Annotated in this window: 13 protein-coding genes and 1 pseudogene; 8 read left to right on the top strand and 6 right to left on the bottom strand. The window is 60.2% G+C overall.

Features of this window, described 5'->3' with window-relative positions:
- Positions 1–51: 51 nt before the first annotated feature.
- The 5 genes and pseudogenes from FQ182_RS16900 to FQ182_RS16885 form a co-directional block, all read right to left on the bottom strand.
- Entirely contained in the window at positions 52–720 is a 669-nt protein-coding gene (locus tag FQ182_RS16900) for a hypothetical protein (protein ID WP_371923890.1), read from the bottom strand.
- Positions 713–1,333 (bottom strand): DUF4123 domain-containing protein, encoded by a 621-nt coding sequence (locus FQ182_RS30360; RefSeq protein WP_256667226.1) that lies wholly within the window; start codon positions 1,331–1,333, stop codon positions 713–715. Before FQ182_RS30360 ends, FQ182_RS16900 begins: the two co-directional genes overlap by 8 nt.
- 33 nt (positions 1,334–1,366) lie before the next feature.
- Positions 1,367–3,031, bottom strand: a pseudogene (gene tssI / locus FQ182_RS16895) (type VI secretion system tip protein TssI/VgrG); the annotation flags it as partial.
- Between the two features lie 335 nt (positions 3,032–3,366).
- Positions 3,367–4,347 carry a diaminopimelate epimerase gene (locus FQ182_RS16890; protein ID WP_149413134.1) on the bottom strand — a complete coding sequence of 327 codons (981 nt, stop codon included), beginning with the start codon at positions 4,345–4,347 and terminating at the stop codon, positions 3,367–3,369.
- Positions 4,344–5,105 (bottom strand): FadR/GntR family transcriptional regulator, encoded by a 762-nt coding sequence (locus tag FQ182_RS16885; RefSeq protein ID WP_149413135.1) that lies wholly within the window; start codon positions 5,103–5,105, stop codon positions 4,344–4,346. Before FQ182_RS16885 ends, FQ182_RS16890 begins: the two co-directional genes overlap by 4 nt.
- 234 nt (positions 5,106–5,339) lie before the next feature.
- On the opposite strand from FQ182_RS16885, the gene FQ182_RS16880 reads away from it, so the two are divergent.
- The 7 genes from FQ182_RS16880 to fucP are packed head-to-tail and all read left to right on the top strand — an operon-like array spanning position 5,340 to position 11,538.
- On the top strand, positions 5,340–6,080 hold the full coding sequence (locus FQ182_RS16880) for an SDR family oxidoreductase (protein ID WP_149413136.1): 741 nt from the start codon (positions 5,340–5,342) through the stop codon (positions 6,078–6,080).
- Between the two features lie 28 nt (positions 6,081–6,108).
- The gene (locus FQ182_RS16875; RefSeq protein ID WP_149494034.1) at positions 6,109–6,954 is read left to right on the top strand and encodes an ureidoglycolate lyase; all 846 of its coding nucleotides are present in this window, start codon (positions 6,109–6,111) and stop codon (positions 6,952–6,954) included.
- A 20-nt stretch (positions 6,955–6,974) separates the two neighbouring features.
- Positions 6,975–8,252, top strand: a complete 1,278-nt coding sequence (locus FQ182_RS16870; RefSeq protein WP_149413138.1) for an L-fuconate dehydratase — start codon at positions 6,975–6,977, stop codon at positions 8,250–8,252.
- A gap of 37 nt (positions 8,253–8,289) precedes the next feature.
- On the top strand, positions 8,290–9,150 hold the full coding sequence (locus FQ182_RS16865) for an amidohydrolase (RefSeq protein WP_149413139.1): 861 nt from the start codon (positions 8,290–8,292) through the stop codon (positions 9,148–9,150).
- On the top strand, positions 9,147–9,920 hold the full coding sequence (locus FQ182_RS16860) for an SDR family oxidoreductase (RefSeq protein ID WP_149413140.1): 774 nt from the start codon (positions 9,147–9,149) through the stop codon (positions 9,918–9,920). The genes FQ182_RS16865 and FQ182_RS16860 overlap by 4 nt, the downstream gene beginning before the upstream one ends.
- Positions 9,917–10,264 carry an L-rhamnose mutarotase gene (locus tag FQ182_RS16855; protein WP_178114472.1) on the top strand — a complete coding sequence of 116 codons (348 nt, stop codon included), beginning with the start codon at positions 9,917–9,919 and terminating at the stop codon, positions 10,262–10,264. Before FQ182_RS16860 ends, FQ182_RS16855 begins: the two co-directional genes overlap by 4 nt.
- Before the next feature lie 50 nt (positions 10,265–10,314).
- Positions 10,315–11,538: an L-fucose:H+ symporter permease gene (fucP, locus tag FQ182_RS16850; RefSeq protein WP_149413142.1), complete on the top strand. Its 1,224-nt coding sequence runs from the start codon at positions 10,315–10,317 to the stop codon at positions 11,536–11,538.
- A 50-nt stretch (positions 11,539–11,588) separates the two neighbouring features.
- On the opposite strand, the gene FQ182_RS16845 is transcribed toward fucP, so the two are convergent.
- A complete protein-coding gene (locus FQ182_RS16845) occupies positions 11,589–11,840 on the bottom strand; it encodes a hypothetical protein (protein WP_149413143.1) in 252 nt (83 codons plus the stop codon).
- Between FQ182_RS16845 and FQ182_RS16840 the strand changes: the two genes are divergently transcribed.
- Positions 11,830–12,981 carry an MFS transporter gene (locus tag FQ182_RS16840; RefSeq protein ID WP_149413144.1) on the top strand — a complete coding sequence of 384 codons (1,152 nt, stop codon included), beginning with the start codon at positions 11,830–11,832 and terminating at the stop codon, positions 12,979–12,981. The two genes, FQ182_RS16845 and FQ182_RS16840, sit on opposite strands and share 11 nt — an antisense overlap.
- Positions 12,982–13,003 lie beyond the last annotated feature (22 nt).

The raw sequence follows: 13,003 nt of genomic DNA, 5'->3' as shown, positions 1-13,003 counted from the left end.
TAGTATTGCCACGGCAGTACGCATACACAAACTTTCCCCCATGCAACGTTTCTAGCCCCCTGGGACGGCTACCCAATTGTCGTCGACAGCGGGCTGCTCCTGATCAGTCAATCCCAAGGCCATCCTTAACGTTCTTCCTCGCAACGGCTCCCTTTGCACGACGCCACCGGCACGCCCCATACGCAATTGCCCGCTCGCGTCCAACGAGTTGCATTTCATAATCTTCCTGATCGCGTGTAACGGCCCTAACGTCCGAAACAACCACTGACACTGCGCCGCCAGCTCTTGAACACCAGACGCAGGCATTGCGGGCATATCAGACTCCAACCGATCCAGTACATGGATATAGGCATAATCCCCACCAACCGCTGACCAGTGCTCGCCCCACTTGCCATAAATATCGAACGTAATACTGCCCAATACCAACGGGCAGCCATTCACCTGCTCCGTCAACGGCACGTCAAAGCTGACCCGATTAGCTACCGGTTTGCCAGCCGTATCGAAAACCTTGAACTCCGGCCGCTTGCCCCGACGTTTGGGCAACGTGCAGGTCTCGCCTGTCGCGGGACGATAAACCGCGTCGCCTCTGAATCTAAAATTCGCCGGCAGATCGACCTCCAGATTGAAGCTGTCAGCAGGCTTCAATGCACATCCCGATATAGCAAACACAGTACTGACGAGCAGCATCCGTCTTACGATCAACGTGATCCGTTCACCCATGACATTTCTCTCTCTGCGACCGACGCCACTGCTCAACCACCCGCTGAAAATGATCCACGGCCACCTCCCCCGGCATCGACTGCCAGCGAATTACCGCTGTTCCAACTGCCTCAGCCAGACGTTGAACCACCAGAAACTCCAGCTGTTCCGGGCTTTGCCACTGCCAGGCACGTGCCTGTTCCAGCACGTTGTTCAACCAGACTTTCGGGTCTTGGTGTTCTGCCAAACGAGAGAGGTCCTCACTGTGTTCAGCCAACAGGTATCGCAAAATATTGGTCTGCAAAATCGTCATGGCCTGAGGGTTCGGCACGTTGAGCCAAAGCGCTGGATCAGGCACCGGATACTCACCTGGCATCGGGTTGTCGGCACTACACCAATGCTCACCCTGCCAATAACACACGCTGATAAGTGGCCCGAGAAAGGCGGGCCATTGCTGGGTTGGCAGGTGGGCCAAGGCTCGCGCCAAGGTACGATTATCATGAAAACGGTACAGTGCCTGGCTTCCCGCTGGCCCCACCAACAACCGTTCACGCCAATGCCGGATAACGGCGCCCAAGTCATCATCGGCCAGACTGCCCAACCACCCCCAATGGGTTTGCGGGGTTTGCAGCAAGGTGAGCAGCGCCGCTACATCACCCGGCGCCAACGGAGTTGCCGACCGCGTAGCGTCAGGCGTTCCCCCCAAGGTAATGGGTCGGCTGCTAAAAATGCCCACCGCCTGAATCAGCAAATGCTCACCGCCCGCCTTTAAGCTCAACTGCGCACCGGCATCGATCACCAGGCGGCTGTCGTTACCGATGACCTGTTCCATATCCCGTTGAGCCCGCAGGTAGACAAGCTCCTCGCCACGGCGATCTTCCAGATGCAATTCATTGGCGCCACCGGGCGGGGAACTGCGAGTGCGCAAGACACTTCGGGTCTTGTGTTGCGGCAACGGATAAGGCGTGGTTTGCCGGGCGTTGGGCAGGCAGCCATTGATCAGCGGCTGGTCCGGGTCGCCCTCCAGAAAGGTCACCAGCACTTGCATCCCCACCCGCGGGATCATCACGGCGCCAAAGCCGTCGCCCGCCCAACCTGAAGCCACCCGAACCCAGCAACTACTCTTGTCGTCATCCTTGCCGGCCCGACCCCAGTGGAAGCGAATCTTCACGCGACCATGCTGGTCGCAATGCACATCCTCACCCGCGGGACCTGTGACGGTGGCAGTCTGGCTCCCGCTGATACGCGGCTTGGGGTGTTTGAGCGGTGGACGCAAAGGCGCACGCCAAGGCGTCGCGGTGAATCGGTTGCGGTAGCCGTGGAAAGCGCCGGTGTCCACGGTCGCCTCCTCCAGCACTTGGGGTTGGTAGCCTTCATGGCGTACGCCGGTCACCAGCCACAGGTCGTTACACGACGCCTGTGGATGATCCTGCAATTGGAGAAAGTGCCCGCTGCGCAACGCCGACTGATCGCTCTTGCCCAATGCCCGATGTCGGTCCCGCTGATGCCGCACCAGCCCGCGTCGAGCCAGTTGCGCACCGCGCTGATGGCCGGTGAAGCCCGCCGGGCAATAAAAGTCCTCAAGGACCTCACTGGATAATGGCCCGGCCTGATCCTGCAGGCGCAGGGACGGGTGCTCGAAATCGTAGTCCCGCCGCACCACCTGGCGACTACGGGTCGAGAGACGCACATCAAACCGCTGGATCACCCGTTGCTCGGCCACCAGCCCGCCCCTGGGCCGATAACGCTGCGCCGCCAGCCGGCGGAACACCGTCTGGTCATCACCGAACACCAGCATATGGCCGTCCGGGCTATGACGCAGGTGGTAATGAATACCCTCCTCTTCACACAACCGATGGATGAAATACAGGTCGGTTTCGCCGTACTGCACACAAAGTATTCGCGGCGGGTAGACCACGGGGCCCAGCTCGAACGTATACGCATCCGCCAGGATGCCGTGCTGCTCCAGCACCGCCGCAATGATTTGCGGCACGCTGCGCTGTTGGAAAATCCGTTGGTCGCGGCGATGGGTGAGATACGCCAGGCGCGGTGCCAGCGTCAGGTGATAACGGGTTAACCGCTCACCCGTTTCATCCCGGCCAATGGCGTAGATCTGCCCGTGAAGGCCTTCACCAGGGTCCCCGAAATCCAGGTAAGCGGGCTGGTGCAGGAAGCTTTCCAGGTCCAGAGAGGGGTTTTCGCTGACCAACTGTACATGGATGGAAAAAGGTTGATTGATGGATTCACTGCCCTTGAAGGCAAGTACCTGAAAGTCATTGGCCAGCCCCGCAACGATCAGTTTGAAACGTGGTGCAACAAACGCGTTAAACATCCATTGTTACCCGCCATTAATTACAAAACTAAAATAACGCCTCCTATACAACCGCGCACAATGCTGTTTAAACATTGAAATTAACGGATGATAAAAAGCGTCTGGACGGCGTTAATCATAGCTATTTCAGGCGAAATTCGGCCTCTGCAAAATAAAACAGAAGTTTCGTACGTCGATGATGGAAGTATCTTTTATTAAACAGAGAAATGCAGTCAAGTAGCCAGCATTAAACAACAGGAAAAGTCTTACGCCGTTATTCACACTGGAAACTTAACTATTAGGAATTAACTGAGCGCACTCATTAAATCGGAAATAACCTATACAACGTCCAGCCCTCAAAAACCCTGGCGCCGCGCCGTTCCAAACAGGCTGACACTGCTCAACTCACCCTCATGCTCCTCAAGCCGAACAGGTGCCGTGCCACCCGGCATGACCACCTCCACCGCTCCTGCCGCAACCCAGCCCACATGCCAAGCCGCACAGGCCACCGCGCTGGCGCTGGTGCCGGAAGACGCTGTGGGCCCTTCACCACGCTCGAATACCCTGGCCATCAGGCGATTGTCAGACTCGCGAGCCACCCATTGCAGGTTGACCCCGGCCGGACAAGGTCGTCCCACGCCAGCGGGAGGTGCGAAGGCGACAGCCAGCAACGGCTCAAATAGCCCCGATTGCAGCATCTGCTGATTGCTCGGCAGCGCCGAAGCATCAGGCACGAAGGTCACGCAATGGGGATTGCCCACCCGTACAAACTGACTGCGATTCCACAGAGGGTTGAGCCTAGAAAGCCCTGGAACATGGCTCGGTCCGCTGCTGTTGAGCGCCAGCGACGGCGCACCCACTGCCAACGGCCCGAACTCAGGCCGCCCCAGCGCCAGCCAGAAACCCTGGACCTCTTCGAGAAGTGCAGGCTCGACCCCTGTCACCACCGGCGACAATGCATCCGCCTTATCGTGATGGACTCGCAACTCACACGCCCCGGACATCAACCCCTCATCAGTCAGCGCCTGGGCAAATATCGTCAAGCCATTGCCACTGCGTTCGGCCAAGGTGCCGTCGGTGTTGACAATCAACAGGTCAAATGGCGGCGCGGCCTGAAACGGCCCCACCAACAGGCCGTCACAACGATGGGCCTTGGCGTCCGGCGGGCGCGGCAACGAGCCCCAGCCGCACTCGGATGCGATGGCCGCCAGCGCCCAGGCCAGTCGAGAGCCGGCGGCCAGGACGGCGGTGGCCGGCAACTCTATGCCCAGCTCACGCAGCACGGCCGGGCTGACCACCCCATAGATATTGCCGCGCGCATCGTAAAACCGGGTCATTGCGCCGTCCGCATAAAGATCCGCACCACTTCCTCCAGATGCTTGCGCATGGCCTGGCGGGCGCCTTCGGCATCCCGTTGTTCCAGGGCGTCGAGGATGCGGCGGTGCTCGTCTTCGGAGCGATGGGGCATGTCGTCAGATGTGTAGTGGGCCTGCAAACGCTGGAACATGCTGCCGTAGCGATGTCCCAGCAGGTGCGCGATCATCAGTGCATAAGCCGGGTTGCCCGATGCCTGGGCGATGCGGATGTGGAACAGGCGATCGCCGGGATGTGTGTGGGAACCGTCACGGTTGTCCTGGGCGTTGCGCTCGAACGCCTCGCGGATGCCCGCCAGTTCTTCGTTGGTAGCCTGCTTGGCCGCCAAGGCGGCGGTTTCCGGCTCGATCAGGCGACGGGCCTGGAGCAGGGAGAACGGCGGGATCTCAGCGTTGAAGTCGACGTGCAGGTTCAGCTCCGGATCAAATTCCTTCCATTGGTCACGGGTGGCCTGGGCCATCACCGGTTCCTGGCTGATTTTCGGTTGCGCCGGTTCACAAACCAACACGCCGTTGCCGACCCGCACGTCCACCAGGCCGATGACCTCCAAAGCAATCATCGCCTCCCGCACCGAGGCGCGACTCACCCCCAGCAATTTGGCCAATTCCCGCTCCGCCGGTAGACGGCTGCCAGGAGGAAATTCGCCGCTGTCGATCAAGGCCCGCAACTGGTCGGCAATCTGACGATAAAGACGTTGGTTATCAATAACTTGAAATGGCATCTAGGCTCAGCTCGGTTCACGCACAGCACGCCGACTGGGTTCAACTTGCAAAAAAGCCGCTTGTTGACCGAGAAGTCCCGTGCTAAAAATTGGACCAATGGCCTGACCATTGGATCGTTTCCAGTGCAGTGATCATAGCAAACCCGCAAGGATTGGCTATGGGCTACGTCGAGGCTAGCTACGCCCTTAATGGCCTGACCATTGAGCCAATAATAACAATCAAGGGAGTCTGTCATGGACCTCACCGGTAAACGCGTGCTGATCACCGCCGCCGCCCAGGGCATTGGCCGCGCTAGCGTCGAAGCCTATCTGGCTGCTGGCGCCGAGGTATTTGCCGCCGACATCAATCAACAGGCACTCGCTGACCTGCCTGGCGCACGTACCGTGCTGCTGGATGTAACCGATGCAGCCGCCATCCAACGCATCGCTGAACAGTTGGGCCCGCTGGATGTGCTGTTCAACTGCGCCGGGATGGTCCACGCCGGCAATATCCTCGAATGCCCGGAAAGTGACTGGGCGTTTGCCATGGACCTCAACGTCACCGCCATGTACCGCATGATCCGCGCCTTCCTGCCCGACATGTTGGCCGCAGGTGGCGGATCGATCATCAATATGTCGTCGGTAGCCTCCAGCATCAAAGGCGTTCCCAACCGATTCGCCTACTGCGCCAGCAAGGCTGCAGTGATCGGCCTGACCCGCTCGGTGGCCGCCGATTTCGTCACCCAACGCATTCGCTGCAACGCCATATGCCCAGGCACCGTTGAATCGCCGTCACTGCATCAACGCATCGCCGAACAGGCCACTCGCGAAGGGCGGCAACAGGATGAGGTATACGCCGCATTCACCGCCCGCCAGCCAATGGGCCGCCTGGGCACGCCGCAGGAAGTTGCCCAACTGGCGCTGTACCTCGGCTCTGACGCCAGCGCATTTACCACTGGCACCACGCAGATTATCGACGGCGGCTGGAGCAACTGACCGCCCCACCTTTATAAGAGGATTGCCCATGAAATTGTTGCGCTATGGCGAAAAAGGCCAGGAACGCCCGGCCCTGCTGGATGCGGATGGCCAGTTGCGAGACTTGTCAGCCCATATCAGCGATATCGCAGGTGACACCCTGCTGCCGCACACTCTCGCCCGCCTGCAAGACCTTGACCCCGCCAGCCTGCCGTTGGTGCCCGGCAACCCGCGCCTGGGTGCCTGTGTCGGGCAAGTAGGGAAATTCATCTGCATCGGCCTGAACTACGCCGATCACGCAGCGGAAACCGGCGCGCCAATCCCTGATGAGCCGATCCTTTTCAACAAGTGGACCAGCGCCATCGTCGGCCCCAACGACAATATCGAAATCCCCCGCCACTCACGCAAGACCGACTGGGAAGTGGAACTGGGCGTGGTGATCGGCCAAGGCGGACGCTACATCGACGAAAGCCAAGCCATGGAACACGTGGCTGGCTACTGCGTGATCAACGATGTGTCCGAACGTGAATTCCAACTGGAACGCGGCGGCACCTGGGACAAGGGCAAGGGCTGCGACACCTTCGGTCCACTCGGGCCGTGGCTGGTGAGCCGCGATGAAATCGCCGACCCCCATCAACTGGCGATCTGGCTGGAAGTCGACGGGCATCGCTACCAGAACGGCAACACCCGCACCATGATTTTCCAGATCCCCAAGTTGATCAGCTACCTGAGCCAGTTCATGAGCCTGCAACCCGGAGACGTGATTTCCACCGGCACGCCACCCGGCGTCGGCCTGGGGATCAAGCCCATGCCGGTGTACCTCAAGGCCGGGCAAAAAATCCGCCTGGGCATCGAAGGCCTCGGCGAACAGAACCAGATCACCGTCGACGCCTGACAAGAGCCAAGGAGCCGTTCATGACCACCCTTACCGCGATTCGCGTCGAAGATATCCGCTTTCCCACGTCCCAGTCCCTGGACGGTTCCGACGCCATGAACCCGGACCCGGACTACTCGGCCGCCTACGTGATACTGCAGACCGATAACCCGGGCCTTGAAGGCCACGGCCTGACCTTCACCATCGGCCGGGGCAACGAGATTTGCTGCGCAGCGATCAAGGCCATGGAAAACCTGCTGGTGGGCCTGACCCTGGAATGGATCACCGCAGACATGGGCCGCTTCTGGCGCCATGTCACCAGTGACAGCCAGTTGCGCTGGATCGGTCCGGACAAGGGTGCGATCCATCTGGCCACCGGCGCAATCGTCAACGCGGCATGGGATTTGTGGGCCAAGGCTGAAGGAAAACCCCTGTGGCGCCTGGTCGCCGACATGGGCCCGGAGCAGTTGGTGCGTTGCATCGATTTTCGCTACATCACTGACTGCATCACACCCGCCGAAGCCCTGGCCTTGCTGCGCCAGCGCGCCGAAGGCAAGGCCGAGCGCATGGCCGACCTGCAAGCCAATGGCTACCCCTGCTACACCACCTCGGCGGGCTGGCTCGGCTATGGCGATGAAAAGCTGCGACGCCTGTGCCAGGAAGCAGTGGACGCCGGTTTCAACCACGTCAAGCTCAAGGTCGGCCACGACTTGCAGGATGATCTGCGCCGCGTGCGCATTGCCCGTGAAGTGCTGGGGCCAGACCGGCAACTGATGATCGACGCCAACCAGGTGTGGGAAATTGACACCGCCATCGACTGGGTGCGGGAATTGGCGTTTGCCAAACCCTGGTTTATCGAAGAGCCCACCAGCCCCGACGATATCGAAGGCCATCGCAAGATTCGCCTGGCCGTCGCACCGGTCAAGGTGGCGACGGGCGAGATGTGCCAGAACCGCATCATTTTCAAGCAACTGATCATGCGTGAAGCCATTGATGTGGTACAGATCGACGCCTGCCGCCTGGGCGGGGTCAACGAGGTGTTGGCGGTGATGCTGATGGCCGCCAAGTATGGCTTACCGGTGTGCCCACATGCCGGTGGCGTCGGGCTTTGCGAATATGTGCAGCACCTGTCGATGATCGATTATCTGTGCATTGCCGGCACCCATGAAGGGCGAGTCATCGAATTTGTCGATCACCTGCACGAACATTTCGAAGAGCCTTGCGTCGTTCGTGGTGCGGCCTATATGCCGCCCCAGGCGCCGGGTTTTTCGATCCAGATGAAAGCCGCGTCCCGGGAGCAATTCCGCCACCGGCCGTGACCTGAACCGCACTTTGAATGGACGGAGCACAATAATAATGTCGTCCCCATCACCGCTCAGGCTCGATGCGCACCAGCATTTCTGGCGCTACCGGGCCGCTGATTATCCGTGGATCGGCGAGCGCGAAGCCGACCTTCGCCGGAACTTTATCCCACTGGATTTAAAGCCCTTGCTCGACGCAGCTGGCCTGGATGGCTGCATCGCCGTGCAAGCCCGTGCCGGTGAGCAGGAAACCAACGCGCTGCTGGAAATGGCGCGACAACACCCATGGATATTCGGCGTGGTGGGTTGGGTCGACCTGTGCGACCCAGCCCTTGAACAGCACCTGCATCAGTGGCGCGACCAACCCCAACTCAAAGGCTTTCGTCATCAGATCCAGGATGAGCCCAGACCGGCGACGCTCATGGCTCATCCAGCCTTTTCCCGAGGCCTGCAGCAGTTGCAACAGCGGGGCTACGTTTATGAAGTGCTGATCCGCTGCGCCGACCTAAGCGCCGCCACTGCCCTGTGCCAGCGCCACGACCAGCATCATCTGGTGCTCGACCACCTGGGCAAGCCGGACATCGCCAAAGGCCCCGGCGCCTGGGCCGATCACCTGGCACCCTTGGCCGCCCTGCCGCACGTCAGTTGCAAACTGTCGGGCCTGCTGACCGAAGCCGGCCCCGGTCAACGTAATGCCCAGGCGCTGCGGCCGTTTATCGAACTGGCCCTGGAGTTGTTTGGCGCCGAGCGCCTGATGTTCGGCTCCGACTGGCCGGTGTGCTTGCTGGCCGACGAATACGAAGGCACCTGCCAAGTGCTGGAGCAGACCATCGGCCAGTTGTCCCCCAGTGAACACCAGGCTATCTGGGGCGGCACCGCCCAACGGGTCTATCAACTTGAAGGAAGCTGCCCATGAATCTGCACTTGCAGGACCGCGTTGTGATCGTCACCGGCGGTGGCTCGGGGATTGGCGCGGCTATTTTCCTGGGGCTGATCGCCGAAGGGGCGATCCCGGTGATTTTCGGCCATCAGCCTTTATCCTCCGCGTTTTGCACACAGCTTGAAGAGCAAAGCCAAAGTCATTTCGTGCGGGTCGAGTTGCGCGATGAAGAGGCTTGCCATGGGGCCGTCAATGAAGTGCTGCAGCGCTTCGGGCGGATCGACGGGCTGGTCAATAACGCCGGAGTGAATGATGGCGTGGGCCTGGAAGCGGGCCGCGCGGCCTTCGTCGAGTCCCTGGAAAAGAACCTGATTCACTACTACTTGATGACCCACCTGTGCCTCGATGCGCTCAAGACCAGTCGCGGAGCCATCGTCAATATCAGCTCCAAGACCGCCCTCACCGGCCAGGGCGGCACCAGCGGTTACACCGCCGCCAAGGGCGCGCAATTGTCCCTGACTCGGGAATGGGCGGCATCGTTGCTGGAGCACGGCATTCGGGTCAATGCGGTGGTACCCGCCGAAGTGCTGACGCCGTTGTATCAGCGTTGGATCGACGGCTTCGACAACCCCGAGGACAAGCTGGCCGCCATCGTCGAAAAAATCCCGTTGGGCAAGCGGATGACCACGCCGGAGGAAATCGCCGACAGCGTGTTGTTCCTGCTCTCACCCCGCGCCTCCCACACCACCGGGCAATGGCTGGTGGTGGACGGCGGCTACACCCATCTGGACCGGGCGCTGACGTGAGCGGCCAACGCTACTGCCGGGCCCTGGACCTAATCGATGACCCGGTCTTGATCGCCGAATACCAACAGTTGCATCAACGCATCTGGCCAGCCGTGGCCGAGCATCTGCGCAGCCAACAGGTACTGGACATGCAGATCTGGCGCCTGGGTACGCGGCTGTTCATGGTCATGGACACCGGGCCCGATTTCAGCTGCGACGGGATGGACAGCGCCGCCCGCCACAACCCCGAGGTGCAAGCCTGGGAAACCCTGATGTGGCGTTTCCAGACGCCCACGCCATGGACCGCTGCCGGCGGAAAATGGCAGCCCTTGGAGCAGATCTTCAGCCTGATGGAACAACCGTAACCCCGCTGCATCGCACGCCTTGATCCAATAAAAACAACAGGAGAAGCGTCATGTTAAGCAAAGACACACAAGTGGCAGACGGCGCCCGCGCCGTGCCGACCTATCGCTGGGCGCTGATGCTGGTAACCAGTCTGTTCTTCCTTTGGGGCTTGTCCTACGGGTTGCTGGATGTGTTGAACAAGCACTTCCAGGAAACCCTGCACGTCAGCAAAGCCCAGTCTGGGCTGTTGCAGAGCGCCTACTTCGGCGCCTATTTCCTGATCGCTCTGCCGGCGGGCCTGTTGATGGACCGCCATGGCTACAAGGCCGGGATTCTTCTGGGCTTATGCCTCTATGCAGCCGGGGCGCTGCTGTTCATGCCGGCAGCGGCGGCGGCCAGTTTTCCGTTTTTCCTGCTGGCGCTGTTCGTCATCGCCTGCGGCCTGGGCTGCCTGGAAACTGCGGCCAATCCTTACGCCACGGTGCTGGGCGAACCCGAGGGTGCCGAGCGGCGGCTGAACCTGGCGCAATCGTTCAACGGCCTCGGCCAGTTCTTCGGGCCGCTGATTGGCGGTGCAATGTTTTTCAGTTCTGGCAGCACACCCGCCTCAGACATGAGTTCGCTGCAAACCACCTACGTGGTGATCGCAATTCTGGTGTTGCTAGTGGCGGTGCTGATTGCCCGCACGCCACTGCCGGACTTGCGCGCCCAGGAGCAGGCGCTGCAACCGGCTGCCGGCAAGGGACTGTGGCAGCATCGGGAGTTTGTTGGCGGCGTTATCACGCAGTTTTTCTACGTCGCGGCCCAGGTCGGTGTCGGTGCGTTTTTCATCAACTATGTCACTGAGCATTGGACGCAAATGAGCAGTCAGCAGGCCGCGTATCTGCTGTCGATTGCCATGCTGGCCTTCATGTTTGGGCGCTTCTTCAGCACTTGGTTGATGGGCCGGGTCAGTGCTCAGCGGTTGCTGCTGATTTATGCGCTGATCAATATCGTCCTGTGCGCATTGGTGGTGATGGGGCTGGACGGTGTGTCAGTGATTGCGCTGATCGCGGTGTTCTTTTTCATGTCGATCATGTTCCCGACGCTGTTTGCCATGGGCGTGAAAAATCTCGGTCCTCATACCAAGCGTGGCAGTTCGTTCATGATCATGGCGATTGTCGGTGGCGCGCTGATGCCTTACCTGATGGGCAAGGTGGCCGATCACAGTTCGGTGGCCATGGCATACCTGTTGCCGCTGGGCTGTTTTGTGATTGTTGCGGTGTATGCCCGCAGCCGGTTGCGTCAGGGATAACGCCGAGGGTTCATCTGGAAGGTGGTAATCCACTGCAAGAAGCCCGGGGTTCACCAGTTCCCACACGGATTACGCACCTTCCAGATGACCTCATACAACAAGCGGGCAAGTGCCATACAGATCAGTGATACATAAGTGGCTGGGAAGCTGAATAGTGTTCCAGCCTTATAAAAATAAAGATCCAGTGCCCCCTGCCCCGGCAAACCAGGGGAACCCTGCTCGCTCGATACGGCCTGATATGCAAGGATGTTGTGCTGCACATCGTCGTTGAACGCAAAGCCAAGGATTTTCATGACTGCCATCAGCACCCCAGCACCCGTGCTCCCCGGGCGGTTGGAACAAATGTCGACCCGCATCGCCTTTTTCATCGCAGGATTCAGCATTGCCGCCTGGGCGCCGCTGGTGCCTTACGCCAAGGCCCGCGCCCAGCTCGATGAAGGCACCCTCGGTTTATTACTCCTGTGTCTGGGGGTAGGCTCAATCATCGCCATGCCGGCCGCAGGTGCCCTGGCGTCACGGTTCGGTTGCCGGCGAGTGTTGATTGGCGGGACGATTTTGATCTGCCTGGCCCTGCCACTGCTGGCCACAGTCAGTTCGATCCCACTGCTGATGGCTTCGCTGTTTCTGTTTGGCGCCGGCCTTGGCACCGTGGATTCCACGGTCAACCTGCAAGCTGTGATCGTCGAGCGGGCCAGTGGCAAAACCATGATGTCAGGCTTCCACGGGCTGTTCAGCCTGGGCGGTATTGTCGGTGCAGCGGGTGTGAGCGGATTGCTGGGATTGGGCTTATCACCGCTGCAGGCAATCCTGGTGGTCATCGTGATCATGGTGGTAGCGCTGCTCAAGGCGGCGCCACACTTGTTGCCCTACGGCAGTGAAAGCTCGGGGCCGGCCTTTGCCATTCCCCATGGCGTAGTGCTATTTATCGGTTGCCTGTGTTTTATCGTGTTTCTCGCCGAAGGCGCCGTGCTGGATTGGAGCGCGGTATTCCTCAGCGCCGAACGCGGTCTGGACGAGGCTTATGCGGGGCTCGGTTATGCCGCATTCGCTTTGACCATGACTGCGGGGCGCCTGATGGGAGATGCCATCGTCCGTCGTCTGGGCGCCACCAAGGTCATCATTCTTGGCGGGGCTCTTGCGGCGCTCGGCATGCTTCTTGCCACCTTTTCCTCCGACTGGGCAATGGCATTGCTCGGTTATGCGCTGGTAGGGGCAGGAGCCTCCAATATCGTGCCGGTGTTGTACACCGCCGTCGGCAAGCAGAATGTCATGCCTGAACATATCGCCGTGCCGGCCATCACCACGCTGGGTTACGCGGGCATTCTCGCTGGGCCGGCATTGATCGGGTTTGTCGCTCATGGCAGTAGCTTGAGCACGGCGTTTCTGTTGATTGCGCTGTTGTTGGTCGGTGTGGCAGTCAGCGGGAAAATTCTGCGGGTATAAGCTCAGCGCTTGAGATGCTTCG

The sequence above is a fragment of the Pseudomonas sp. ANT_H4 genome (assembly GCF_008369295.1).
Taxonomy (GTDB): Bacteria; Pseudomonadota; Gammaproteobacteria; order Pseudomonadales; family Pseudomonadaceae; genus Aquipseudomonas.
Note: the sequence above shows the minus strand (reverse complement) of the source record. Positions and strands in the feature narration are given on the sequence as shown.